This window comes from Catellatospora sp. IY07-71, assembly GCF_018326265.1.
Taxonomy (GTDB): Bacteria; Actinomycetota; Actinomycetes; order Mycobacteriales; family Micromonosporaceae; genus Catellatospora.
Genome location: NZ_AP023360.1, coordinates 2,818,490 through 2,843,998, shown reverse-complemented (window position 1 = coordinate 2,843,998; position 25,509 = coordinate 2,818,490). Strand labels below are relative to the sequence as shown.

At 73.8% G+C, this 25,509-nt stretch carries 22 protein-coding genes; 6 read left to right on the top strand and 16 right to left on the bottom strand.

The genetic code is table 11. From position 1 onward, the window contains the following. Positions 1–83: 83 nt before the first annotated feature. Positions 84–656 (top strand): DUF3000 domain-containing protein, encoded by a 573-nt coding sequence (locus CS0771_RS12875; RefSeq protein WP_212841180.1) that lies wholly within the window; start codon positions 84–86, stop codon positions 654–656. A gap of 74 nt (positions 657–730) precedes the next feature. On the opposite strand, the gene CS0771_RS12870 is transcribed toward CS0771_RS12875, so the two are convergent. Further along, positions 731–1,495, bottom strand: a complete 765-nt coding sequence (locus CS0771_RS12870; protein ID WP_212841179.1) for a hypothetical protein — start codon at positions 1,493–1,495, stop codon at positions 731–733. 58 nt (positions 1,496–1,553) lie between these two features. Then, on the bottom strand, positions 1,554–2,750 hold the full coding sequence (locus CS0771_RS12865; protein WP_244870757.1) for a S1C family serine protease: 1,197 nt from the start codon (positions 2,748–2,750) through the stop codon (positions 1,554–1,556). Between the two features lie 165 nt (positions 2,751–2,915). Between CS0771_RS12865 and CS0771_RS12860 the strand changes: the two genes are divergently transcribed. Further along, positions 2,916–4,256 carry a ribonuclease D gene (locus tag CS0771_RS12860; protein ID WP_212841178.1) on the top strand — a complete coding sequence of 447 codons (1,341 nt, stop codon included), beginning with the start codon at positions 2,916–2,918 and terminating at the stop codon, positions 4,254–4,256. Here the strand turns inward: CS0771_RS12860 and CS0771_RS12855 are convergent. Together CS0771_RS12855 and CS0771_RS12850 are read right to left on the bottom strand one after the other, a co-directional pair. After that, positions 4,181–5,155: a hypothetical protein gene (locus CS0771_RS12855; RefSeq protein ID WP_212841177.1), complete on the bottom strand. Its 975-nt coding sequence runs from the start codon at positions 5,153–5,155 to the stop codon at positions 4,181–4,183. The genes CS0771_RS12860 and CS0771_RS12855 overlap by 76 nt on opposite strands. Further along, positions 5,152–5,472, bottom strand: a complete 321-nt coding sequence (locus CS0771_RS12850; protein WP_212841176.1) for a PadR family transcriptional regulator — start codon at positions 5,470–5,472, stop codon at positions 5,152–5,154. The genes CS0771_RS12855 and CS0771_RS12850 overlap by 4 nt, the downstream gene beginning before the upstream one ends. A gap of 134 nt (positions 5,473–5,606) precedes the next feature. On the opposite strand from CS0771_RS12850, the gene CS0771_RS12845 reads away from it, so the two are divergent. The 3 genes from CS0771_RS12845 to CS0771_RS12835 all read left to right on the top strand — a co-directional run bounded on the left by CS0771_RS12845 (position 5,607) and on the right by CS0771_RS12835 (position 10,223). Beyond that, positions 5,607–6,803 (top strand): thiolase family protein, encoded by a 1,197-nt coding sequence (locus CS0771_RS12845; RefSeq protein WP_212841175.1) that lies wholly within the window; start codon positions 5,607–5,609, stop codon positions 6,801–6,803. Continuing rightward, positions 6,800–8,827 carry a 3-hydroxyacyl-CoA dehydrogenase NAD-binding domain-containing protein gene (locus tag CS0771_RS12840; RefSeq protein ID WP_212841174.1) on the top strand — a complete coding sequence of 676 codons (2,028 nt, stop codon included), beginning with the start codon at positions 6,800–6,802 and terminating at the stop codon, positions 8,825–8,827. The genes CS0771_RS12845 and CS0771_RS12840 overlap by 4 nt, the downstream gene beginning before the upstream one ends. 229 nt (positions 8,828–9,056) lie before the next feature. Next, entirely contained in the window at positions 9,057–10,223 is a 1,167-nt protein-coding gene (locus CS0771_RS12835; RefSeq protein ID WP_212841173.1) for a hypothetical protein, read from the top strand. A 66-nt stretch (positions 10,224–10,289) separates the two neighbouring features. On the opposite strand, the gene CS0771_RS12830 is transcribed toward CS0771_RS12835, so the two are convergent. From CS0771_RS12830 to CS0771_RS12810, 5 genes are all read right to left on the bottom strand, one after another. Then, positions 10,290–10,721 carry a PIN domain-containing protein gene (locus CS0771_RS12830; RefSeq protein ID WP_212841172.1) on the bottom strand — a complete coding sequence of 144 codons (432 nt, stop codon included), beginning with the start codon at positions 10,719–10,721 and terminating at the stop codon, positions 10,290–10,292. A gap of 3 nt (positions 10,722–10,724) precedes the next feature. Then, the gene (locus CS0771_RS12825) at positions 10,725–10,925 is read right to left on the bottom strand and encodes a type II toxin-antitoxin system VapB family antitoxin (protein WP_212841171.1); all 201 of its coding nucleotides are present in this window, start codon (positions 10,923–10,925) and stop codon (positions 10,725–10,727) included. A 156-nt stretch (positions 10,926–11,081) separates the two neighbouring features. Continuing rightward, positions 11,082–11,471, bottom strand: coding sequence for a VOC family protein (locus CS0771_RS12820; protein WP_212841170.1), 390 nt, complete (start codon positions 11,469–11,471; stop codon positions 11,082–11,084). After that, on the bottom strand, positions 11,468–12,610 hold the full coding sequence (locus tag CS0771_RS12815; RefSeq protein ID WP_212845804.1) for a cell wall metabolism sensor histidine kinase WalK: 1,143 nt from the start codon (positions 12,608–12,610) through the stop codon (positions 11,468–11,470). The genes CS0771_RS12820 and CS0771_RS12815 overlap by 4 nt, the downstream gene beginning before the upstream one ends. Before the next feature lie 17 nt (positions 12,611–12,627). Next, positions 12,628–13,305, bottom strand: coding sequence for a response regulator transcription factor (locus tag CS0771_RS12810; protein WP_212841169.1), 678 nt, complete (start codon positions 13,303–13,305; stop codon positions 12,628–12,630). Between the two features lie 119 nt (positions 13,306–13,424). Between CS0771_RS12810 and CS0771_RS12805 the strand changes: the two genes are divergently transcribed. Next, on the top strand, positions 13,425–14,687 hold the full coding sequence (locus CS0771_RS12805) for a C39 family peptidase (protein ID WP_212841168.1): 1,263 nt from the start codon (positions 13,425–13,427) through the stop codon (positions 14,685–14,687). A 10-nt stretch (positions 14,688–14,697) separates the two neighbouring features. On the opposite strand, the gene CS0771_RS12800 is transcribed toward CS0771_RS12805, so the two are convergent. The 7 genes from CS0771_RS12800 to CS0771_RS12770 all read right to left on the bottom strand — a co-directional run bounded on the left by CS0771_RS12800 (position 14,698) and on the right by CS0771_RS12770 (position 25,408). Further along, positions 14,698–15,996: a PQQ-binding-like beta-propeller repeat protein gene (locus CS0771_RS12800; protein WP_212841167.1), complete on the bottom strand. Its 1,299-nt coding sequence runs from the start codon at positions 15,994–15,996 to the stop codon at positions 14,698–14,700. Positions 15,997–16,021: 25 nt separating this feature from the next. Beyond that, positions 16,022–17,299 carry a hypothetical protein gene (locus CS0771_RS12795; protein ID WP_212841166.1) on the bottom strand — a complete coding sequence of 426 codons (1,278 nt, stop codon included), beginning with the start codon at positions 17,297–17,299 and terminating at the stop codon, positions 16,022–16,024. Further along, a complete protein-coding gene (locus tag CS0771_RS12790; protein ID WP_212841165.1) occupies positions 17,296–18,576 on the bottom strand; it encodes a hypothetical protein in 1,281 nt (426 codons plus the stop codon). Before CS0771_RS12790 ends, CS0771_RS12795 begins: the two co-directional genes overlap by 4 nt. Then, positions 18,573–19,895, bottom strand: a complete 1,323-nt coding sequence (locus CS0771_RS12785; RefSeq protein ID WP_212841164.1) for a hypothetical protein — start codon at positions 19,893–19,895, stop codon at positions 18,573–18,575. The genes CS0771_RS12790 and CS0771_RS12785 overlap by 4 nt, the downstream gene beginning before the upstream one ends. A 175-nt stretch (positions 19,896–20,070) precedes the next feature. Then, entirely contained in the window at positions 20,071–22,008 is a 1,938-nt protein-coding gene (dxs, locus tag CS0771_RS12780) for a 1-deoxy-D-xylulose-5-phosphate synthase (protein WP_212841163.1), read from the bottom strand. A 187-nt stretch (positions 22,009–22,195) separates the two neighbouring features. After that, on the bottom strand, positions 22,196–23,401 hold the full coding sequence (locus CS0771_RS12775; RefSeq protein WP_212841162.1) for a class I SAM-dependent RNA methyltransferase: 1,206 nt from the start codon (positions 23,399–23,401) through the stop codon (positions 22,196–22,198). Further along, the gene (locus CS0771_RS12770) at positions 23,402–25,408 is read right to left on the bottom strand and encodes an APC family permease (protein WP_212841161.1); all 2,007 of its coding nucleotides are present in this window, start codon (positions 25,406–25,408) and stop codon (positions 23,402–23,404) included. Between the last annotated feature and the right edge of the window lie 101 nt (positions 25,409–25,509).

Genomic DNA, 25,509 nt, shown 5'->3' with positions numbered 1-25,509 from the left:
CGCTCGCCGAACGGGTCGCACGGATGTGAGCTATCGGCGCGCCGAAGCGGGACAACGGTCCCGGCGACCCCTAGGGTACGGCTATGGCGCTGACGACCGTACTCCCCGAGACGTTCACGCGCGCCGTCGCCGCGCTGCGTGCCGCCCAGGCCCGGGACGAGATCGCGCTGGAGGAGGTGCCCGCGCCGAGCCGGCTCGCCCCGTACGCGTTCGCCCTCGGCGCGACCGTGCTCCGCCGGGGCGAGGAGGTCACCACCGGGCGGCTCATCCTGCTGCACGACCCGGCGGGCCACGAGGCGTGGGAGGGCGACACCCGGCTCGTCACGTACGTCACCGCGGAGCTGGAGCCCGAGCTGGCGACCGACCCGCTGCTGCCCCAGGTGGGCTGGAGCTGGCTGGTGGACGCGCTCGACGCGCACAGCTCCGGCTACGCCGCGATCGGCGGCACGGTGACGCAGACCATCTCCAGCCGCTTCGGCGCGCTGGCCGCCGACGGGCCGCCCACCACCGACCTGGAGCTGCGCGCCTCCTGGAGCCCGCTGGACCTGCACCTGGAGGGCCACGTCGCGGCCTGGTGCGCCCTGCTGGCCTCCACCGCGGGCCTGCCGCCGGTCGGCGTCTCGGCCCTGCCGCTGCGCCGCGGCGACCACCGCTGACCGTCCCTGAATGACCGAAGCTCCCGCCGGGCCGCGCAGACAGCCGGACGGGAGCTTCGCTCACGCGGGAGAGATCAGAGGTAGGCCTTGCAGGCCTTGTCCATCGCCTTGCCCTTGGCCTCGGTCGGCGCGCTGAAGAACGCGTCGAGCTTGTCGAGGCAGGAGGTCATGGCCTTGTTCTCGTTCTGCACACCCTCCAGGTCCTGCTGGGACTTCTCCAGGGTGTCCTTGGTGGTGTCGAGCACGTTCTTCTGCGTGGAGAGCTCGCTCTCCTTGTTCGCGATGGTCTTGTCGCGCTCGGCGACCTGCTGGGTCAGCGTGGCCTTGGTGTCGCTCAGCTCACCGGACTTCAGCACGAACAGCGTGGTCATCACGCCGGTGGTGAGGACCAGCACGCCGGTGGCGATCGCCAGCAGCAGGGTCGCCTTCGACTTCTTCGGCGGCGCGGCCACGGCGGCCGGGTAACCCGGGTAGCCGGGGTAGCCCGAGGTCGGGTACGCCGACACCGGCACCGCGGACACCGGGTAGCCCTCCGGCTGCGCCGGGATCGGGGCGTAGCCGGCCGGGTAGGCCGCCGCCGGGTACGCCTGCTGCGGCGCGGCGGGGTACGCCTGCTGCGGCGCGACCGGGTACGCCGCGGTGGGCGCCGCCTGCGCGGGCACGGCCTGCGCCGGGACGGGCTGGGCGGCGGCGGGCTGGGCGGCCGGGGCGGCGGCCTGGGGCGCGGTCACGGCCGGGGCCGCGACGGGCAGTGCTGCGGTCTCCGCGGCGGCGGGCTGCGGCGCGGCGGCCGGCACCGGCGCGGTCGCCTCGTCGGGCGGGGACGCGGGGTGGGTCATGTCTCTCTTCCTCCGTGATGGTGGTGCGTGGTGCATGCCGGGCCGGAAACGGTTCCGGTCAGCAGATGTCGATGCTCTTGCAGGCGTCGGCGATGGGGATGGCGAGCCCGAGGCCCTCGGCTTCCAGGTATCCGGCGACGGCGATCCCGACGACCTCCTGCTGCCCGTTGATGACGGGGCCGCCCGAGTTGCCGGGGTTGATGGCGGCGTCGAACTGCACCATCGGCCCCTCCTCGTAACCGGTCTCCCGGATCGCGCTGATGACGCCGCTGGTCACGGTGTCGGTCAGGCCCAGCGGCGCACCGACGGCGATGACCTGCTGGCCGGGCTTGGCCGCGACCTCGGCCACGGTCAGCCCCTTGAACTTCGCCGTGGTGTGCAGGTGCGCCACGTCACGGACCTTGTCGACGCGGACGATCTTCACGTTGAAGCGCTGCCCGGCGCGGGTGATCTCGGCGGTCCGGCCGCCCTTCTTCCAGACCTCCTCGACCACGTGGTAGTTGGTGAAGAGGTTGGTGCCGCCGTCGGCGGCCTGCGGCCCGACCGCGAACGCGGTGCCGATGGAGCGGCCCGCCTCGACCCGGAACACGCTGGGCAGCACGGCCGCGGCGACCTTCTCCACATTGAACGCGCCGCCGACCTCCTTCTCCAGCTCGCCGAGCCGGGACTCGGCCGCGTCGAGGCGGCCCTTGTCCTCCTGCTGCAACCGGCTCAGCCGGTCGTCCGCGCGCTCCAGCGCCCCGCCGAGCTGCTCGATGCGCACGGTCTGCCAGGCGACGAGCCCGACCAGGATCACCAGCAGGGCGGCGACGAGCGCGCCCGGCCGCGCCAGGCGGCGCAGCAGGCTCGGGCGCGCGACCGGCGGCGCCCCCGGCAGCATGTGGCCGGCGGGCAGCACGACGTGCGGCGGCGCCGGGTAGGGCGGCGCGGCGTGCGGCACCGGATGCGGTGGGAGCGCCTGCGGGTGCGGCGGCACGGCGGGCGGATACGGCGGCAGGGCGTGCTGCACCGCGTGGGGTGGCACCGCCTGCGGGTGCGGCCAGGGCGGCGGGGCGGGGGCCGGCGCGAACGGACCGGCCACCGGACCCGGGACCGGCGGGAAGGGTCCGGGCACCGCCTGTTGCGGGACGACCGGGGCCACCGGGACCGGCTGCGCGGCCGCCTGCGGGACGGCCCCGGGGACCGGCGCGGCGGCCGGAGCCGGCGGCGGCGCGGACGCGGCGGCGGGCGTGGCGGGTTCGGGACCCGTGGTCATGGTGTTTCCTCCCCGTGGCACCGCCCAGGTCCGAGCGGCTGGCACAACATACTCGGTGGCGGCGAATCCCAACATCCCTGTTTACGGGCCTGCATGAAACCTCCACCGACGCGCCATACCGGGGTGCTGCCGCCAACCCCGGGTGCCTGGCCGTACGGTGTGACCATGACCGACGAGGACGCACCCCTGCGCCGTCGGACCCGCCACCGCACGCCGACGGGCGAGGTGGCGCCGGACGGGACGTCGAACGGCGCGGGACCGAGGCTGCTGACCGAGCCGGCCGACGGCACCCCTGCCCCGGTCGACACACCTGCCGGCCTGGCCGAGGTGGTGGCCCGTTTCGCCGCGGGCACCGGCCCGGTCGCGGTGGACGCCGAACGGGCCTCCGGCTTCCGCTACAGCCAGCGGGCATACCTGGTCCAGCTGCGCCGCAAGGGGGCCGGCACGGCTCTGATCGACCCCGTGCCACTGCCCGATCTGTCGGCTTTGGACGAGGTGCTGGCCGACACCGAGTGGGTGCTCCACGCGGCCAGCCAGGACCTGCCGTGCCTGTCCGAGGTGGGTCTGCGGCCGCGCCGTCTCTTCGATACGGAATTGGCCGCCCGGCTGGCCGACTTCGAGCGGGTCGGGCTTGCCGCGCTGACCGAACAGCTACTGGGCCGCACCCTGGAGAAGCATCATTCGGCGGCCGACTGGTCGACCCGGCCGCTGCCGCACGACTGGCTGACCTACGCCGCGCTCGACGTCGAGCTGCTCGTGGAGCTGCGCGACGCGCTCGACGTGGAGCTGGCCCGGCAGGGCAAGTCCGAATGGGCTGCCGAGGAGTTCGCCGCGCTGGTCGCCGGGGGCGCCCGGCCGCCCCGGCAGCGCACCGACCCGTGGCGGCGCACCTCCGGCATGCACCGGGTGCGGGGCGCCCGCGCCCAGGCCCGGGTGCGGTCGCTGTGGTACGCCCGGGACGCCATCGCGGTGCGCCGGGACACCGCGCCCGGCCGGGTGCTGCCCGACGCGGCGATCGTCGCGGCGGCCGAGATGAACCCGAAGACCGAGCGCGAGCTGCTGCTGCTGCCCGGCTTCGGCGGGCGCTCGGTGCGCCGGCTCGCGGCGACCTGGCTGGAGGCGCTGGAGGACGCGCGCAGCCTGCCCGACGACGCGCTGCCGACGACGCCGCAGTTCGACGGCCCGCCGCCGCCGCACCGCTGGGCGGACAAGGACCCGGAGGCCGCCGCGCGCCTGGCCCGCTGCAAGGAGGTGGTGACCAGGACCGCCGAGGAGCACCACCTGCCGCCGGAGAACCTGATCACCCCGGACTTCGTACGCCGGCTGGCGTGGGAGCCGCCGGTGGAGCCGGACGCCGCCACGGTCACCGAGGTGCTCCGCGGCTTCGGCGCCCGGCCCTGGCAGTGCGGCCTGCTCGCGGGCGAGCTGGCTCAGGCGCTGCTCGTCCCGCCCCCGGCGGCGGAGACGGACGAGGAGGCCGAGGAGACGCCCGGCGACGGCTCCTGAGCCGGGCGGGCCGCGCCGACGGCGTAGCCGATCGCGTACGCCGAGAGCAGCAGCACGAGCTGCGGCAGGGCCGGGAGCACGTCACCGAGCCAGAACAGCTCCTCGGCCGTGGGATAGGGCAGGCCGAACGACCAGTCGGCCAGCACGGCCGGCAGCCAGAGCAGGGCGTACTCGTAGTGCCAGGTCACCGCCTCGCTCGGGTGCCGGAGCGTGTGCACGAGCATGGCGCCCTCGATCGCCAGCACCATGATCGCGGCGCCGAGCAGCCAGCCGCGCCGGGGCCTGCCCAGGCCTGCCTTGCGCCCGGCCACGAGGACGGCCAGCAGCAGGCTGGGCACCCACACCGCCATGGCGCCGCCGAGGTTGAACCCGGTGAGCGCGTCCGCCAGCATCGCCGTGCCGGCCACCACCACCAGCAGCACGATCGCCACCGGCCACCTGCCCCGCAGCGGCCCGCGCGCGCCCAGCCGCCGGCCGGCCCAGCCCATCAGCACCGCGAAGCACAGCGCGAACAGCGTGACGAGCGGCAACTGGAGCCGGTAGACGAGGGCGCCGTCGCCCAGGACGGCCGGCAGCAGGCGGTCCCGCAGCACACCCATCGCGAGGAAGCTGACCACCAGCAGCCCGTGGCAGAGCGCGGGCGCGAGCAGCACGAGCACGGCGTGTCCTACCGCGCGGCGCAGCGCCGGGCCGCCCTCGGTGAGCGTCTCGCCGGGCGCGGGCCGGGACGCGGCCAGGCTCAGCGCGTACCCCAGCAGGGGCTTGATCCGGCCCTCGGCGGCCAGCACGTGCAGCTCGGCCAGCCACTCCCGGTGCAGGTCGGCGCGCAGCGCCAGCGGCTGGCGGGCGGCCGCGGCCCGCAGCAGCGCGCGGGCCAGGCGGTCGGCGAGGCGGCTCACCACGCGGGCCTGGCCTGGGACTGCCCGGCGGCGCCGGGCGAGGTGGCGGCGTGCAGCTCGGCCAGCGCGGTGCGGGCGTCGGCCGCGCCCTCGGGCGTGAGCCGGTAGTAGCGGCGGGCCGGGCGGCCCTCGGCGGCCGGGTCGATCTGCTCCCAGTGCGCCGCGATCCAGCCGGCCTGCTGCAGCCGCTGGAGGATCGGGTAGAGCGTGCCACTGGGCAGGTCGGTCGCCTTCATCAGGTCGAGGCCGTAGCGGTCCGCGGCGGGGTCGGCCAGGAACGCCGACAGCACTCGGGCCACCGAGACGGTGATACGCATGAGGCCCATTCTCTATCGGTTTTCTACATAGGGTCAAGGCCACTTTGTGAGTCAAGCCACAGCGGGTCCCCGCACCGATCTAGTTACTCACGAGTAGCATCCGGATCAGCTCCCTAACTGCAAGGAGGCAGACCGTGCCCCGTCAAGTACGCGACGTCGTCTTCGTCGACGGCGTGCGCACCCCGTTCGGCAAGGCGAACGGAGGCATCTACGCGAACACCCGCGCCGACGATCTCGTCGTCCGCTGCATCCGCGAGCTGCTGCGCCGCAACCCGCAGCTGCCGCCGGAGCGCGTCGACGAGGTGGCCATCGCGGCCACCACCCAGATCGGCGATCAGGGCCTGACCATCGGCCGCACCGCCGCGCTGCTGGCGGGCCTGCCCAAGACGGTCCCCGGCTACGCGATCGACCGGATGTGCGCGGGCGCGATGACGGCGGTCACCACGGTCGCCTCCGGCATCGCCGTCGGCGCGTACGACGTCGCGATCGCGGGCGGGGTCGAGCACATGGGCCGCCACCCGATGGGCGAGGGCGTCGACCCCAACCCGCGCTTCCTCGCCGAGAAGATCGTCGACCCCTCGGCGCTGGTCATGGGCGCCACCGCGGAGAACCTGCACGACCGGCTCCCGCAGCTCACCAAGGAGCGGGCCGACGCGTTCGGCCTCGCCAGCCAGCGCAAGACCGCGGCCGCGTACGCCGCCGGCAAGCTGCAGGGCGACCTGGTCACCGTCGCCACCCGCGACCCGGAGACCGGCTGGGGCCTGGCCACCGCCGACGAGGCGCCGCGCGAGACCAGCATGGAGAAGCTCGCCACCCTCAAGACCCCGTTCCGCCCGCACGGCAAGGTCACCGCGGGCAACGCGGCGGGCCTGAACGACGGCGCCACCAGCTGCCTGCTCGCCGCCGAGGACGTCGCCCGCGAGCTGGGCCTGCCCATCGGCATGCGCCTGGTGTCGTACGGCTTCGTCGGCGTCGAGCCCGAGGTGATGGGCGTCGGCCCGATCCCGTCCACCGAGCGCGCGCTGCGCCTGGCCGGGCTGACCATCGACGACATCGGCCTGTTCGAGCTGAACGAGGCGTTCGCGGTGCAGGTGCTGGCGTTCCTGGACCACTTCGGCATCGCCGACGACGACCCGCGGGTCAACCCGTGGGGCGGCGCGATCGCCGTGGGCCACCCGCTGGCCTCCTCCGGCGTACGGCTGATGACGCAGCTGTCGCGCCACTTCGCCGAGCACCCCGAGGTGCGCTACGGCCTGACCGCCATGTGCATCGGCATCGGCATGGGCGGCACCGTTATCTGGGAGAACCCGAACTGGGAGGGCGACAAGTGAGCGAGATCGTCACTCACGCCAAGCTGCGGCTGATCGCCGTACCGGGGCTGGACAAGCCGGCCGCGCTGATCACGCTGGACAACGGCCTCGACCACACCAAGCCGAACACCTTCGGCCGGGAGGGCCTGACCTCGCTGTCGCAGGCGATCGACGAGGCGCAGGCCGCGCAGCCCGCGTTCATCGCGGTCACCGGCAAGCCGTACATCTTCTGCGTCGGCGCGGACCTCACCGGCTTCGCCGCGATGACCTCGCGGGAGCAGGTCGTCGAGATCGGACGGCTGGGCCACGCCACGTTCGCGAAGCTGCGCGAGAGCGGCGTGCCCACGTTCGCGTTCGTCAACGGCGCGGCCATGGGCGGCGGCCTGGAGGTGGCGCTGCACTGCCACTACCGCACCCTGTCGCAGGGCGCGGCGGCGCTGGCGCTGCCCGAGGTGTCGCTCGGCCTGATCCCCGGCTGGGGCGGCTCGCAGCTGCTGCCGAACATCGTCGGCATCGTGCCCGCGGCCCAGGTCGTCGTGCAGAACCCGCTGATGATGAACAAGATGCTCAAGCCCAAGCAGGCTTTCGAGATGGGCATCGCGGACGCGCTGCTGGAGCCCGCCGACTTCCTGGAGCGCTCGCTGGAGTGGGCCGCGGGCGTCGTCAACGGCACCGTCACCGTGAACCGGCCCGAGGTGGACCGCTCGGAGATGTGGGACGCCGTGGTCGGCTTCGCCCGCACCGAGCTGGACAAGCGCCTGCACGGCGCGGTCCCGGCCGCCTCGAAGGCGCTCGACCTGCTGACCCTGGCCAAGAACGGGGTCACCGCGGAGGGCATCGAGACCGAGATCCAGGCCCTGGCCGATCTCGCGGTCACCCCCGAGCTGCACAGCGGCCTCTACGCCTTCGACCTGGTGCAGCGGCGGGCCAAGCGCCCGGCCGGCGCGCCGGACAAGAGCCTGGCCCGCAAGGTCACCAAGGTCGGCATCGTCGGCGCGGGCCTGATGGCCTCGCAGCTCGCGCTGCTGTTCGCCAAGCGCCTGGAGGTCCCGGTCGTGCTGACCGACCTCGACCAGGCCCGGGTGGACAAGGGCGTCGGGTACGTGCACGCCGAGATCGACAAGGCGGTCTCCAAGGGCCGCATGTCCACCGGCACCGCGGCCAAGCTGCGCGGCCTGGTCAGCGGCTCGGTCGACAAGTCCGTCTTCGCCGACGCCGACTTCGTCATCGAGGCGGTGTTCGAGGAGCTGTCGGTCAAGAAGAAGGTCTGGGCCGAGCTGGAGCAGATCGTCAAGCCGGAGGCGGTGCTGGCCACCAACACCTCCTCGCTGTCGGTCACCGCGATGGCCGCCGACCTGGCGCACCCGGAGCGGGTGGTGGGCTTCCACTTCTTCAACCCGGTCGCCATGATGCCGCTGCTGGAGATCGTGCGCGGCGCCGCCACCGACGACGCCACGCTGGCCACCGCGTTCGCGGTCGGCAAGCAGCTGAAGAAGAGCTGCGTGCTGGTCAAGGACGCGCCGGCGTTCGTGGTCAACCGGATCCTCACCCGCTTCCTGGGCGAGATCTGGAGCGCCGTCGACGCGGGCACCCCGATCAAGACCGCCGACCGGGCGCTGGACCCGCTGGGCCTGCCGATGCGGCCGATGGCGCTGCTCTCCCTGGTCGGCCCGGCCGTCGCCGCGCACGTCGGCGGCACGCTGCACGAGGCGTTCCCGGACCGCTTCTCGGCCAGCCCCAACCTGGCCGCGATCGCCAAGTCGGGCCTGCCGCTGCTGGTCGACGAGCGGCTCAACCCCGAGGTCGAGGCGCTGCTCGTACAGGGCGACGCCCCGCTGACCGCCGAGGAGGTGCGGGGGAAGGCGCTGGCCGCGCTCGCGCAGGAGATCCGGCTCATGCTGGACGAGGGTGTGGTGGCCGAGGCCGCCGACATCGACCTGTGCATGATCCTGGGCGCCGGCTGGCCGTTCCACCTGGGCGGCATCACGCCGTACCTGGACCGCGCGGGCGTCTCCGCCACCGTCACGGGGCGCACCTTCCGGTAGCGCGGACGCGGCTGTCGGAGATCGCCGTCTCGTGTCACCACCTCTGGTCACCCTCAGGTCCTGACACGAGACGGCGATCTTCGCCGTTTCCGGCGGATCTCCGGTCACACCGAAGATTCCGGCCGGAAGCGGCGATCTTCGTTTCCCGGGCTGCAGCGCCCCCACAGCGCCGGAGATCGCATGCATACTTGCGGTCGCCCACATCCGTGGCGCAGAAACGGGGATTCTCTTGCGTACCAAACTGATGCGCGCTGCCCTCGCAGCGCTGCTCGCCGGTGCGGCGGCCGCGACGGCGGCGTCCGCACCCGCACAGGCCGCGCCGTCGACGCTGTTCGGCGCACCGACCAACGGCGCCTACCTGGCGAGCTACGGCCCGGCCGACATGCTCCGGGCCTTCTTCACCGGCGCACCCGGCGACTGGGCGACGAGCCCGAAGCTGAACGTCAGCCAGCCGGTCAACGTCTCGTTCAAGTACCCGCCCGCCGAGGTGATCGCGGGCACCCACGACGCGGCGCTGCGCAAGTTCTTCGACGACGCACCCACGAACCGGACGGTCTGGTGGACCTTCTTCCACGAGCCCGAGGACAACATCGAGGCCGGCGAGTTCACCAAGGAGCAGTACAGCGCCGCCTGGCAGCACATCTGGCACATCACCCAGGAGCCCGCCCGCTACAAGTCCAACGTCAAGGCGACGCTGGTGCTGATGGACTGGGACCTGGACGTGGCGAGCGGCCGCAACTGGCTCGACTTCTATCCCGGTGACGCCTACGTCGACGTGATCTCCTGGGACGTCTACCAGTTCAAGGACAACAACACGAGCACGACCGACAACGAGCTCATGGCCGCGCACCAGCTGCGCCGGCCCAGCCTCGCCGTGACGGCCGCCCGAGGCAAGCCGTACGCGATCAGCGAGCTCGGCTACCTGGACGTCACCGACCGGCCCGCGTTCCTGGCCGACCTGGCGAACTGGGCGCGCAGCAACAACGCCGTGTTCGTCGCGTACTACGACTGGCTGCTGGCCAACGACAACCGGCTGCACGACACCGCCTCGCAGCAGGCGTGGGCGAGCGCGATCGACGGCTCGCTGTTCGCCGGGCCGGTCACCGCGGTCAACAACCCGGCGACCGGGGTAACGTCGTCGTCGGCGACGATGTCGTGCCGGGTCGACCCGCACAACGGCAGCTACCGGGTCGCGATCGCATCGTGGCGCACCACCGGCGGGACGGGCTTCGCCGAGACCCCCGGCGTGATCGTCTCCGACGGCCCCGAGACGGTCAGCACGGTCCGCACCGGACTGGACGCGAACGCGAGCTACACGTTCCGCTGCAAGATCTACGACGCGAACAACGTCCTCGTGCTGAAGCCGGACACCCTCACCTTCACCACGACGGCCTGAGCGTTCCCGCGGCACGTCCGGCGGAGCGGCCACGCTCCGCCGGACGTGATCCTCGCCGAGGGCGGATCAGGCGACCGAGCCGCGAGGAACCACCCAATGGGCACGCGCACCGACCGCAGCGCAGATGCGCTCGTAATCGCTGTCGTAATGCAGCACCACGGCGTCATGTGCCGCCGCCACGGCGGCGACGAACAGGTCCACCACGGACGTGCGGTGCTGACCGGAGGCAGCCAGCTTGGCCTGCGCCGCCAGCGCCTTCTCCTCGACCAGGTCGTCGCCGTTGAGCACGATCGTGGCATCGAGCAGTGCCCGCAGCCGCTGATACTCGTCGGCGGTGCGCGCGCTGTAGCAGACCTCGGCCACCAGCAGGGCGCAGGTGCCCAGCTCGCCGAAGCGGCTCAGCTCGACGAGCGCGTCCGCGACCGCGGGGACCGTGCGCCGTGCCCACACCGAGGTGTCCACGAGGTAGATCGGGAACGGGTAGCGAACCGCCGCCATCGGTCAGCGGCCCGCAGTCCGGTAGTGCTCCTCGGGGTCGGCGATCACCGGGATGTCCTCGGTCTCCTTCAATAGCAGCTGCAGCCGGCGGCGGCGCAGCACGTCACGCAGCGCGGCATTGACCGCGTCGGTCTTGGTGCGCATCCCGAGCAGCTCCATCACCTCGGTGCATGCGTCGTCGTCGAGATTGATCACCGTACGCATCACGACCTCCGAGGATCTTGATATCACTACTTCAGATAAATGGTATCACTCAGCTCTGGACTGCCGGGGTGATCGCTATCAGGTGTCGGAAAGTGCGCTGCGGCCGCACCTTCCGACAGCAGACAGCGATCTTGACGGGCTGGCGGGCTCGACGGGTCAGACCTCGGCGGTGGCGCGTTCGGCGGCGGAGCGCTCGACGCAGAACTCGTTGCCCTCCGGGTCGGCCAGCACCGCCCAGCCGGTGCCGTCAGGATTGCGCAGGTCGGCGACGAGGCTGGCGCCGATGCCGAGCAGCCGCTCGATCTCCTCGTCCCGGCTGCGGTCGGTCGGCTGGAGGTCGAGGTGCAGGCGGTTCTTCACGCTCTTGGCGTCCGGCACGGCGATGAACAGCAGGTCGGGTGCGTCATCGGGCGACATCAGCAGCGCCGCGGTGTCCTCGGGCTTGTCGTCGGGATGGCGCGGGTGACCGGTCACCTGGCTCCAGAAACCTGCCAGCGCGTATGGATCGAAGCAGTCCACGGTGATATGCCGGATCGAAGACGTCATTGCTCCGATGCTAGGGGGAGGGCGATCGTGACCTCCATGCCACCACCGGGCAGCGCCACCGCACCGACCGTGCCGCCGTGCGCGGTACACACGGCTTTCACGATGGACAGCCCGAGGCCGGAGCCCCTGGCGCCGGTGCGCTCCCGGCCGCCTCGCCGGAACGGCTCGAACAGGCCGGACACGTCCACCTGGTCCACGGTGAAACCGGTGTTGCCCACCATCAGCCGGGCATACTCACCGTCGTGCCGGCTCTCCACCCAGATGCGGCCGCCGAGATGGTTGTAGCGGACCGCGTTCTCGATCAGATTGCCCGCGAGCCGGTCGAGCAGGCTCGGGTCGCCGATGACCGGCGCCGGGCGCAGCTCGGTGCTGACCGACAGCTTGGTGCGCCGGACCTCGTGGTCCATCGCGGACAGCGCACCCACCACGCCGGTGCCCAGATCCACCGGCTCGCGGCGCAGGCCGGTGCGGCCCTCGCTGCGGGCCAGCATGAGCAGCGCGTCGACCAGCGCGTTGGCACGCTCGGAGGCGTCGCGCACGACGGTGGCCATCCGGCGCAGCTCGGCGGTGTCGGCGCCGGGGTCGGACAGCGTCACGTCGATCTCGGTGCGCATGACCGCGAGCGGCGTGCGCAGCTCGTGCGAGGCGTTGGCGACGAAGCGGTGCTGGGCGGTGAACGCGGCGCCGAGCCGGTCCAGCATCGCGTCGAACGTGTCGGCGAGCTCGGCGACCTCGTCGTCGGCGCCGGTGTAGCGGATGCGCTGATCGAGCGTCTCCCCGCCGAGGCGGCGGGCGGTGGCGGTGACGTGGTGCAGCGGCCGCAGCGCGCGGCCGACGACGGCGTACGCCCCGATGACGCCCACGATGCTGATCGCCACCACGGCGACCAGGCCCTTCGCGGTCAGCTCGGTCTGCGCGGCGGCCAGCAACGCCTCCTGCCAGGCGCGCACGTCCATCTGGCGGCCGTCGGCCAGCCGCACCACGGTGCCCGCGGCCAGCTCGTCGGCGGGGTGCAGGGCGGCGCTGACGACCAGCCAGGCGACCAGCATCAGCAGGGCGCCGGCGCCGAGCAGCAGCACCCCGTTGAGCAGGGTGAGCCGCAGGCGGAGGGTGGGGCGCAGGCCGCGGCGGGCGGGCACCCGGACCGGACGGGAGATCACGCGTGATCCTCCCCCGCGGCCGGGATGCGGTAGCCGGCGCCGACCAGGGTCTCGATGAGGCCCGGCTGCCCGATCTTCATGCGCAGCGTACGCATGGTGACCCGCACTATCGTGGTGAACGGGTCGGTGTTGGCGTCCCAGACCCGCTCCAGCAGCTCCTCGGTGGAGACGACGCCGCCGCGCGCCCGCAGCAGCTCCTCCAGCACCCCGAACTCCTTGTTGGTCAGGTCGATGAGGGTGCCGGCCCGGCTGACGGTCCGCTTGGCGGGGTCCAGCTCCAGGTCGGCGGCCTTGAGCACGGGCGGGGTGACCGGGGTGGCGCGCCGCCCCAGCGCCTGCACCCGGGCAACCAGCTCGTCGAACGCGAACGGCTTGGGCAGGTAGTCGTCGGCGCCCAGCCGCAGGCCCTCGACGCGCTCGGCGACGCTGCCGCTGGCGGTCAGCATCAGCACCCGGGTCAGCGCGCCGGAGCCGACCAGCTCGGCGCAGAGCTGGTCGCCGTGCATGCCGGGCAGGTCCCGGTCCAGCACCACCACGTCGTACCGGGTGACGAACGCCATCTCGTGCCCGGTGCTGCCGTCGTAGGCCACGTCCACCGCCAGGCCGTGCCGCCGCAGACCGCGGGCGATCGCGTCGGCCAGATGCCGCTCGTCCTCCACCACCAGCACCCGCACGTCTCCACCCTCTCTCCCGGCCTGTCTCCGCCCACGAAGATAGAGCCCCCAAGCCATTGCAAAAAATCTTCAGCTATATGACGCTCGATGCAGAGAATCGCCAAGGTACGGAGGCACTGATGGATCGACGCGACGCACTGCGATCGGCGGCCGGACCGGTCGCCGAGGGCGCGTCCGTCGCGGCTCCCGGCGGCGGCGCCACCCCGGCCGGACGGGACGTCGCGTTCCACCGCTGGGACACGCCGCAGCGCTGGGCCGAGGGCACCGGCAGCGGGGTCTTCGCCGGCACCGGCGGGCTGGCGTTCGCCGCCCCCACCGGCACGCTGACGCACACCGACCCGCGCTCCGGTGCCACCACCGCGTACGAGACCGCGACCTGGACCGGCCCGCGCGGCAGCGGCGGCTTCCCCGCCACCGAGCTGATCCCGTCCTGGACCGCGGACACGCCCGGCGGCAGCTTCCTGCGCATCGAGCTGTCCGGCGAGACCGCGGCGGGCACCACCACCAAGTGGTTCCGGATGGGCGACTGGGCCGCCGAGGACACGTCCTTCCGGCGCACCTCGCTGCGCGGCCAGGGCGACGCCGACGGCGACGTGAACGCCGACCTGTTCCGGGCGGCCCCCGGGCGCGCGCTGACGTCCTGGCAGCTGCGGGTGACCCTGCTGCGGCCGGCGGGCAGCACGGACGTCCCGGTGCTGCACAGCCTGGGCGCGGCGACCTCGGCGCTACCCCCGCCCGGCGAGCCGGCCCCGAGCCTCCCGCTCGCGGCGCAGGGACTGGTGCTCGACGTGCCGGCGTACTCGCAGGAGATCCACGCCGGGGAGTACCCGCAGTGGAACGGCGGCGGCGAGTCCTGGTGCTCCCCCACCTCGACCGCGATGGTGCTCGCCTACTGGGGCACCGGCCCGGCCCCGGCGGACTACTCCTGGGTCGACCCGGGCTACGCCGACCCGTGGGTGGACTTCGCCGCCTCGCACACCTACGACCACGACTTCGACGGCTGCGGCAACTGGCCCTTCAACACGGCGTACGCGGGCCGGTTCGGGCTGCGCGGGTTCGTCACCCGGCTGCGCTCGCTGAACGAGGCCGAGCGGTTCATCGCGGCGGGCATCCCGCTGATCGCCTCGGCGTCCTACCGCAAGGGCGAGGTGCCCGGCCTGGACTACGGCACCAGGGGCCACCTGATGGTGCTCGTCGGCTTCACCGAGGGCGGCGACCCGGTGCTCAACGACCCGAACTCGCCCAGCAACGACCAGGTGCGCAAGCCCGTCGGCCGGGCCGAGTGGGAGGCCGCCTGGCTGAACAGCAGCCGGGGCGTCGTCTACGTGATCCACCCGGCATCGGTGCCGCTGCCGGTGCCGCCGGTTCAGGCCAACTGGTGACCCGGCTCGGTCACCGGGTATAGCGGTACACGTCGAGGCCGCCGAGCAGCGCCTGGCACACCACCAGGCCCGCGTCGGCGGTCCCGCGCGTGTCCGCCCAGCAGCGGTCGAGGGTGGGCCCGCCGACGCCGAGCACCCGCAGCCGCCCGGACCCCGCCGGCTCCGCCGCGCCGAACCAGGTCCGGTCGTCGCCGACGTACGCCAGCAGCACCGACCGGCCGTCGTGCTCGATCACGCTCCAGTCGGCCAGCCGCAGCAGCACGCGGCCGGACACCGTGTCGCGGAGCACGCCGAACCGGGGGCGCTCGTTGACGTTGGACACCAGCACCCCCGGTGCCAGCGCGTAGGAGCCGCCCACCTGCCCCTGCCAGCGGGCCGCGCCGTCGGCGGGATCGAGCACCCAGACCCGGTCCGAGTCGGTCACGCACACCATCGGCGCGCAGTCCTCCACGTAGTACGGGTAGCCGCCGACCGGATGGGCCACGTCCCACACCGGTTCCAGCGCGGGCAGCCGCAGCGCGGCGATCCGGCGCGCGCCGTCCCGCTCGTACGCCGCCACCACCAGGTCTGCGGCCACCTGCATACCCTCGGTGCCGGTGGGCAGCGGCCGCGGCTCGCCCAGCACGCCGTCCGGGGTCAGCAGCCTGGCCCGCGGCGCTCCGGCGGTCTCGAACAGCACCAGGCCGGCCAGGTCGGGCCCCACCCGGTAGGGCGTCCACCCCTGCGCCGCCGACAGCGCGCGCCGCCACAGCTCGCGGCCGCCGGCCACATCCCGGCCGCCGAGCCACTCCCGCTCGCCGCCGCCGCCCAGCACCGCCGTCCACTCCGCCGCGCGCGGGGCGACGCCCAGCAGCATCGCCCGGGCCTGCCACAGCGGCGTCCCGGTGTCCGGCTCTACCGCGTACGTGGTCCACATCTCCGCCGGCGCCGCGCTGTCGATCAGCGTGACCAGCAGCGTCGGTCCCGCCCGGACCGCGCTGAACACCTCGGTGGACAACCCCTCCAGCGGCAGCCGCCAGCGCACCGCGCCGCCGCCGATCGCCAGCAGGGCCCGGCCGCCGTCCTGCCGCTCCAGCGCCAGCGCCAGGTCCCCGCTGAGCACCACCGGACCGGTCACCGGCGGGTCGAAGTGCGCGACCAGCACCAGCGGCGGCGGTGGCACGGCCGCCGACCCGCCGAGGCCCAGCAGCCCCGCCAGCACGACGGCGACCAGCGCCGCGCCCCGGCGCGCGGCACGCGACACGAGCGGCCCCGCCGCGGGCTCCTCGTCGAGCCCGCGCGGATCGCCGAGATCGATGAGCACGGCCATCGCACCCCTCCGCCCCGTCACCGGGTCAGGCGTCCCACCGCCACAGGGTCAGCCCGTCCCCCACCGAACAGGCCAGCACCCGCTGCGCGAAGGCACACCGTCCCACGCGGCCGGGCAGCTCCGCCACCACCTCCAGGCCGGTCGGCGTCAGCCGGGCGAACTGCACCGGCCCGGCGGACCGGCCGCGTACCAGCACCTCCACCGGCCGGGGCTGGTCCAGCAGCAGTTCCCACCCGCTCAGGTCGGCCAGCACCCGGCCGGTAGCCGTCTCGATCAGTGTGGAGAGCGGCAGGCCGCGCGGTCCCGGGCCCGTTCCGCCCGTCAGCAGGCCCCACCGCCCGATCTCCACGACGGCGTCCGCCTCGACGCGGTGCCGCACCGCACCGGTCGCCTTGTCCACCACGTCCATCGGGAGGCCGTCCGCCCGCGTCGGGTCCTGCGACACGACACACCAGTGGGCACCGCAGTCGAGACGGCGGGCCATCAGCCGCCCCGGCGCGACGGGTGCCAGACTGCCGAGGTCCAGGCGCAGCTCACGGGCCTTCTCGTCGACCCCGTACTCGATCAGCAGCTCACCGCCGAGGGCGAGCATGTGCCGCGGATCCGCCCCGGCGAGGTCCACGGCCCGGCTCCGCAGCACCCGCCCGTCCCGCACGTCGTGCTCGGTCAGCGTCCGGCCGCCGGACAGGGTCCACAGCGACAGCGGGCCACCGGCGGTCGCCCGGTCCGGATCCAACGTGAACAGACCCTGACCCGACCAGCGCACCCGCCCGGTGCGCACCTCGCGCACCACGAACCCGCCGGCGCCGTCCCCGTCCTGGAGCACCACCACGTCCCCGGTCCAGCCCGCCGCCACCGGCAGCGCCTCGGCCTGCCAGGCCGGCTCCCCGCGGGCGGTGTCCACCAGCGCCGTGTACGGGCGGCCCGTCGTCGCGTCCTGCAGCGACACGAGCACGGTGCCGGGTGCCGGGGACAGCAGGTTCGCGCCGCCCGCCGCGGGCGGCACGGGGACGCTCCAGATCGGGGCGCCGCCGGTCAGCCCGTGCCCGCTCAGACGGCCCCCGTCCTGCACCACGAGCTGGCCGCCGAGGATCTGAAACGAGTCGGTGGTCGTGGTCAGCGCGATGCGGCCCAGCTCGCGCGGCACGGTGTCGGGCGCCGCCCCGCCCAGCGCCGCCGACAGCGCGGCCGCCAGGCCGAGCACCGCCAGCCGCACCGGGCGCTGCCTGCGCGGCTCCGGTTCGGGCAGCGGCTCGCGCCAGCCCGTGCCCAGCTCGATCACCACGGGCTCCGCTGCGCTCACGACGACGCCTCCCCCACGCGCCAGATCACCACTTCGTCGCCGACGGTCGTGCAGGCCAGCACGCCGGGCAGGGCCTCGCAGCGCAGCACCACGCCGGGCACCCGGCCGAGCCGCCGCAGGCCGTCGGACGTCAGCTCGCCCAGGTAGGTGGTCTTCGTCGCCGAGTCGGTCCGCGCGGCGAAGCGGACGTGCACGTTCCGCGTCGCCAGCGGCTCCCAGCCCGCCACATCGGTCACCCGCGTCCCGGTCGCCGGGTCCAGCCGGGCGGTGAGCACGGCGTTCGCGCGGTCGACCACCAGCGGACCGCCGGGGCTGGTCAGGAACATGTCGCCGGGCAGCGCCCGGACCGGCTCCCCGGTCGCCCCGTCGATGAGGAACGCGGCGCCCTCCTCCGCGGGAAGGGCGCACCGCAGGCCGCCGCCGCAGTCGATCTCCTGTGCCCACCGGTTCTCCCCCGACGCGGGAGCCAGTCGCTGCCGGTCGTACCAGCTGCGCACCGCCACCGGCTCGGCCTGCCCGTCCCACCGGTGCCCGGTCAGCCCGACGGCATGCCGGGTGGGCAGGATCGCCGCCCCCTCGTCCGGCGTGCCGGGCAGCCGTACGCCGCGGCGCACCGCGCCCGTGGCCAGGTCGTGCTCGACCAGGTCACCCTGCACGGTGAGCCGCCACAACGCCCCGGCCCACGGGTCGGCCGCGACGGCGAGCGCCGCCGGAGCGCGCCAGCGCACCGCGTACGTGACCGGATCGTGCACCGTCACCTTCGGCAGCCCGAGGCCGCCGGTGCGGCTCACCAGCACCCCGCCCACCGCCTCCAGCGCGGCGGCGTTCCGCCAGCGGAGCACGCCGGAGCGCCGGTCCACCGCGAGGACGTCGTCGTAGCCGATCAGGGGCGGGTCGGTCACCGTCTCGGGCAGGGTGAAGGCGATCAGCTGGACGTCACCGGCGACCGCGGCGGTCCAGTTGAAGGCCCCGCCGCGGGCCCGCCACAGCCGACGCCCGTCCGCAGCGTCGTATGCGGCGATCCCGGCGGGGGTGGAGACCAGCACGGTGTCCGGGCCCGCGGCGGCCACCACGGCGCCCGGCTCGTGCCACCGGGCCAGCTCGACCAGGCGTGGCCCGGGCGGCGGGGTTTCCGCGGCCCCCGTGCCGAGCAGCGCCGCCAGCGCCAGGCCCACGGCCAAGCCGGTGCGCCACCGGCGGGATGCGGCCGTAATCGGGTCCGCCGGGGCGGCCCAGTCCGCGCCCAGGTCGATCACGGCGACGGGCCCGCCGGTCATGCCCTTTCCTTCCCGATTTCCCAGATCCCGATGTCGCCGGCCATGGTGGTGCAGACCAGCGCCGCACCGGCCAGGCCACAGGAGCGCAGCAGGTACGGCACCTCGCCGAGCCGGTGCGGCCCGTCCTCGGCCAGCTCCATGAGGTAGGTCGTGCCCTGACGCGCGCCGGTGCGCCCGAGCACGCGCACCGGGGTGCCGTCGTCGCTGAGCGCGTGCCAGCCCGCCAGGTCGGTCAGCCGCCGCCCGGTGGCGGGCTCGACCCGGGCCAGCACCCGCCGGGTGATGAAGCCCAGGTCCGGCGAGCCGACCAGGAGCAGCCCGGTCGGGCTGGGCACGAACTCCTCCTCGGGCAGGCTGCGCACCGGCTCGCCGGTGACCGGGTCGATGAGGAAGGCCCGGCCGTCCCCGGCCGTGTACGCGCAGGACAGGCCGCCGCCGCAGTCGCTCTCCCAGACCCACTGGCGCGCGCCGCTGACCTGCGCGAAGGTCTTCGCGTCGTACCAGAGCACGCCGCGCTGCTCCGGCCTGCCGTTGTCCTCGTAGCCTTCGAAGCCCACCGCCTCGCGGCTGAGCACGATGTTGACGTACTTCGCGTCGGGCAGGCGCGGGCGCAGCGTGCGGCGTACCGCGCCGGTGCGCAGATCGTGCTCGACGACCGCACCGTCGGCGGTCAGCCGCCACACCGCGTCGCGGCGGGTGTCGTACACCCACACCCGGCTGGCGGGCAGACGCCAGCGCAGGTCGTAGCGGCGCGGGTCGCGGATCTCCACGTCCGGGTGGTTGCCGTCGACGGTGTAGGTGTAGCTGACCAGCAGGTCGCCCACCGCTTCCACGTAGCGCAGGGTGCGCCAGAGCGTCTGCCCCGTGACCCGGTCCACCGCCGTGGTCTGCCCGGCGGGCCAGCCGAGCCACCCGCCGTCCTCGGAGCCGCCCGAGCGCAGCAGCACGACGTCGCCGAACGCGGCGGCGTGCACCAGATCCGTGGCGGCCACCTGCCACCGCTGCCGCCAGCCCGCCGTCTCGTACGCCGTGGCGCCGTCCGGGCCGAGCACCACCACCAGCTCGTCGTCGAGGACCTGCACCTGGGTGCCCTTACCGTCCAGCACGGCCAGCGCGGACAGCCGGGGACGGGGGTCGGGCACCGCCGCGGTCACGCCGCCCAGCACGGCGGCGACGGCGAGCGCGACGGCGATCCGGCGGCTCCAGCGGAACGGCCCGTGCGGCAGGGCCGGGCCGCCGTCCTCGGCCGGCTCCTCGCCGGGCAGCACACCGAGGTCGATGAACAGCTCCGGAGCGTCCTCCGGCGCACGACGTGCCACGCCCGCACCACCTCACGCGACATACCGGCGCGCGGGGCCGTACAGCGGCGGCACCGTCGCGGCCGGTGGCTTCGCGTGGTGGACGCGCCGGAACACCCGCCGGGTTGTCAGCGCCCGGCCCGGAAACGATCAAAGCTCCCGCCGGGGTGGCGGGAGCTTCGATCGCAGGAAGCGATCAGCTGCGCACGGAGCTGACCAGGGGGGCCTGGGCCGGGGTGGTGACCGCCGCGGCCCACTTGGTGACCCGCTCGGTGATCTCCGGCGCGGTGAGGCCGATCTCAGCCAGGATCTCGGCGCGGGTGCCGTGGTCCAGCCACTGCAACGGCACGCCGAGGTCGCGCAGCGGCACGTCCACCTCGTTGTCGCGCAGCAGCTTGGAGACCGCGTCGCCGACGCCGCCGGCGCGTACGCCGTCCTCCAGCGTCACCACCAGCTTGTGCTCGCGGGCCAGGGCCACCAGGTCGACCGGGACCGGGCGCACCCAGCGCGGGTCGACCACGGTCACCCCGAAGCCGCGCTCGGCCAGCTTCGCGGCCACCTGCACGGACAGGTGCGCGAACGCGCCCACCGAGACCAGCAGCACGTCCTTGCGCTCCGCCTCGGCCAGCACGTCCAGGCCGCCCAGCCCGTCCTGGCCGCCGACCCGGCGCAGCGCGGGCAGCGCCGCCGGGACCGAGCCGGTCGGGAAGCGCACGATGGTCGGGCCGTCAGTGATGCCGATCGCCTCGCGCAGCTCCTCGCGCAGCGTCTCCGCGTCGCGCGGGGCGGCCACCCGCAGGCCCGGCACCACGCCGAACACGGACATGTCCCAGATGCCGTAGTGGCTGGGCCCGTCGGGGCCGGTGATGCCGGCCCGGTCCAGCACGAACGTCACCGGCAGCCGGTGCAGCGCCACGTCCAGCAGCACCTGGTCGAAGGCGCGGTTGAGGAAGGTGGCGTAGACCGCGACCACCGGGTGCAGGCCGGCCAGCGCCAGGCCCGCGGCCGAGGTGGTGGCGTGCTGCTCGGCGATGCCGACGTCGTACGCCCGGTCCGGGAACGCCGCGGCGAGCTTGTCGATGCCGGTGGACTCGGGCATGGCCGCGGTGATGCCGACCACGTCCGGCCGCTCGCCCGCGATCGCGACCAGCTCGTCGGCGAACACGTTGGTCCACTTCAGGCTGGGCGCGGCCAGCAGCCGGCCGGTCTCCGGGTCGAACGCGCTCGGGGCGTGCAGGCGGTCGGCCTCGTCGTCGAGGGCCGGCTGGTAGCCGTAGCCCTTCGCGGTGACCGCGTGCACGATGACCGGGCCGCCGAAGCGCTTGGCACGGTTGAGCGCCGACTCCAGCGCCTCCTGGTCGTGCCCGTCCACCGGCCCGATGTACTTCAGGCCGAGATCCTCGAACAGCGCCTGCGGGGCGACCGCGTCCTTGATGCCCTTCTTGACCGCGTGCAGCGCGTCGAACAGCGGCTTGCCGACCAGCGGGGTCTTCTCCAGCGCGTCCTTGACCAGGTCGAGAACCTTCTCGTAGCCCGGGTTGAGGCGCAGCGTGGCCAGGTGGTCGGCGAGGCCGCCGATGGTGGGCGCGTACGAGCGCCCGTTGTCGTTGACGATGATCACCAGCGGGTTGTCGGTGGCGGCGATGTTGTTCAGCGCCTCCCAGCACATGCCGCCGGTCAGCGCGCCGTCGCCCACGACCGCGACGGTGTGCCGCTTCTCACCGCGCAGCGCGTAGCCCTTGGCGATGCCGTCGGCGTAGGAGAGCGCGGTCGACGCGTGGCAGTTCTCGACCAGGTCGTGCTCGCTCTCGGCCTGGTTCGGGTAGCCGGTGAGGCCGCCGCGCTGGCGCAGGCCGTCGAAGCCGTCGAGGCGGCCGGTGACCATCTTGTGCACGTACGCCTGGTGGCCGGTGTCGAAGACGAAACGGTCGACCGGGGAGTCGAACACCCGGTGCATGGCGAGCGTGAGCTCCACCACACCGAGGTTCGGGCCGAGGTGGCCGCCGGTGCGGGCGACCTTCGCGACCAGGAAGTCCCGGATCTCCGCCGCCAGCGCGGTCAGCTGCTCCGGGCTCAGGGTCTTGAGGTCCTGCGGCCCTCGTACGGTGCTCAGCAGGTTCCCGCCCTCGATCATGCCTTCGCCTCGCTCTCGCCGTCCCGAACGGCACTCCGGGGGTGCGTGTGCCGCACGTTCCGCTTACCCATGCTGGGGAAGTCTATCGGCCGCCCGCATCGCCGATCACCGCCGCGCCACCCCCTTCACCGGACCTTCACTCCCGCACCGCCCGTGACGCACCCCGGGCGGTGACCCGGACGGCTGGTCAGCGGCCGCCGTCCGCGGGCGCCAGCAGGGCCACGCACTCCACGTGGTGGGTCTGCGGGAACAGGTCGAAGGCCCGCAGCGCCCGCAGCTCCCAGCCCTGATCCCGGAACGTGCGCACGTCCCGGGCCAGCGCCGCCGGATCGCACGCGACGTACGCCACAGCGCGCGGAGCGGCCGCCGCGATGGCGCGCACCACGGCCGCCCCGGCCCCGGTGCGCGGCGGGTCCAGCACCACCACGTCCGGCCGGGGCAGCCGCTCCTTGGGCCTGCGGTCCCGGTGCAGGGCCTTCTCCACGGTCGCCTCGACCACCCGCACCGGCAGCCCGGCCAGGTTGCCCCGGGCGGCCGCCACGCCGTCGCGCGCGGACTCGACCATGGTCACCGCGCCGGTCACCCCGACCGCGTCGGCCAGCGCCGCGGCGAACAGCCCGGCCCCGCCGTACAGGTCCCAGGCGTGCTCGCCCGGCCGCGGCGCCAGCAGCTCGCGCACCGCACCGGTCAGCGCGTCGGCGGCGGCCGGGTGCACCTGCCAGAACCCGCCCGCCGAGATGGTGAACGCGTGCCCGGCGGCCCGCTCCTCGATCTCCTGCGGCGGGTCCTGCACCAGCTGGGCCCGCCCGCTGGACGGCTTGACCACGTCGATCACGTCACGATCCGGCCATCGGCGCTCCAGCACGTCCAGCGCCTGGATCTCCGGGTGCGCGATGGCGCACCGGCTGATCGCCACCACCTCGTTGGAGCGGTGCTTGAGCAGCCCGGGGCGGCCGAGCGCGTCCGCGCGGTAGCGCACCCGGGTGCGCCAGCCCTCGTCGCCGCCGGGCAGCGCCTCGACCGTCACGCCGAGCGCGTCCACCGCCGCCGCGTCCAGCCCGCCCAGCCGGGTCAGCTGCTCGCGCACCACCGCCGTCTTCCACTCCCGCTGCGCCGCGGGCGCGACGTGCTGCAGGTCGCAGCCGCCGCAGCCGTTGGCGTGGGCGTACGGGCAGCGCGGGGTGATCCGGTCCGGCGACGCGTCCAGCACCTCGACGCAGTCGCCGCGCAGGTACGCCTTGTGAATCTCCGTGATCTCCGTCACCACCCGCTCGCCGGGCAGCGCGTGCCGCACGAAGATCACGCGGCCCTCGTGCCGGGCCACGCAGTGCCCGCCGTGCGCGACCGCGCCGACGGTGACCTCGACCTTGTCCCCCTCGTACAGCTCGGCCACCTACGACTCCTCCCCGGCGCGCGGGCCGCGGGCGGGGCTGCGCACCAGCTCCCGGTCCAGCCGGTCCAGGTCGGTGGCGCTGGTCGAGGCGAGCTGCCACGGCACGCTGGTCACCATCACGCCCGGCTCGTACAGCAGGCGGCCCTTGATCCGCAGCGCGGACTGGTTGTGCAGCAGGTGCTCCCACCAGCGGCCGACCACGTACTCGGGGATGTAGACCGTCACCACGTCCCGCGGCGAGGCCCGGCGCAGCGACTTCACGTAGTCGATGATGGGGCGGCTGATCTCGCGGTACGGCGAGTCGACCACCGTCAGCGGGACGCTGATGCCGCGCCGCTCCCACTCGGCCTGGATGGCCCGGGTGTCGGCGATGTCGACGTTGACGGTGAGCGCGGTGAGCGTGTCCGGCCGCGTCGCCTTCGCGTACGCCAGTGCCCGCATGGTGGGCAGGTGCAGCTTGCTGACCAGCACGATCGCGTGGTTGCGGGCCGGCAGCACCGGCCGCTCCTCCGACGGCACCAGCTCGCGGGCCACCGTGTCGTAGTGGCGCCGGATGCCCACCATGACCACGTAGATGACCGCCATCGCCACGATCGAGATCCAGGCGCCGTGGGTGAACTTGGTCAGCAGCACCAGGATCAGCACGAACCCGGTCAGCACCGCGCCGAACCCGTTGATGGCGCGGGCCCGCTTCATCCGGCGGCGCGCGGACTGGTCCCGCTCGGTGCGCAGCAGCCGGTTCCAGTGCCGCAGCATGCCGATCTGGGACAGCGTGAACGACACGAACACGCCCACGATGTATAGCTGGATCAGCCGGGTCGTCTCCGCCTGGAAGGCGACCACCAGCACCGCGGCGAAGGCGGCCAGCATGATGATGCCGTTGGAGAAGGCCAGCCGGTCACCGCGGGTGTGCAGCTGCCGCGGCAGGTAGCGGTCCTGCGCCAGGATCGAGCCGAGCACCGGGAAGCCGTTGAACGCCGTGTTCGCCGCCAGCACCAGGATCAGCGCCGTCACCGCGATGACGAGGTAGAACCCGGGCGGGAAGTGGTCGAAGATGGTCTCGGCCAGCTGCGCGGTGACGGTGGGCTGCACGTAGCCCGGCCCTGCCCCGACGATCTGCTCCTGCGGGTCCTCGACGTACTGCAGCCCGGTCTTCAGGCTCAGCGCCACGATGGAGACCATCATGATGATCGACAGCACGCCCAGCAGCAGCAACGTGGTCGCCGCGTTCTTCGACTTCGGCGGCTTGAACGCGGGCACCCCGTTGGAGATGGCCTCGACGCCGGTCAGCGCCGCGCAGCCGGAGGAGAACGCGCGCACCAGCAGGAAGCCGAAGGCGAACGTGGCGCCGACCTGCAGCCCGTGCTCGGGCAGGATGGTCAGCTCCGCGCTGGGCGCCTTCAGGTCCTCGCCGAGCACGAAGATCCGCACGATGCCCCAGCCGATCAGGCCCAGCATGGCGAACATGAACAGGTAGGTCGGGACGGCGAACATGCTGCCCGACTCGCGCAGGCCGCGCAGGTTCAGCGCGGCCAGCAGGGCGATCAGGCCCACCGCCCAGAACACCTTGTGCTCGCCGATGAACGGGACGGCCGCGCCCAGGTTCTCCACGCCGGAGGAGATGGACACCGCCACCGTGAGCACGTAGTCGACCAGCAGGGCGCTGGCCACGCCGATGCCCGCCTTGGAGCCCAGGTTGACCGTGGCGACCTCGTAGTCGCCGCCGCCCGAGGGGTAGGCGTGCACGTTCTGGCGGTAGCTGGCCACCACGGTGAGCATGACCACCACGACCGCCAGCGCCACCCAGGGCGAGTACGCGTACGCCGCCGCACCCGCGATCGACAGCGTCAGCAGGATCTCGCCGGGCGCGTACGCGACGCTGGAGAGCGCGTCCGAGGCGAAGATCGGCAGTGCGATGCGCTTGGGCAGCAGGGTGTGCTGCAGCCGGTCGGAACGGAACGGCCTGCCGAGCAGCAACCGCTTCAGCAGGGAGGTAGGACTCGCCACATGTGGGAGCCTACGACGAGCGGTCGGCCCACCCCTGCCCGGTCGGACGAGTGGCGGCGCGGCGTACGAGCCGCCGCCACGCGCCCCCGGGGCACGTGGCA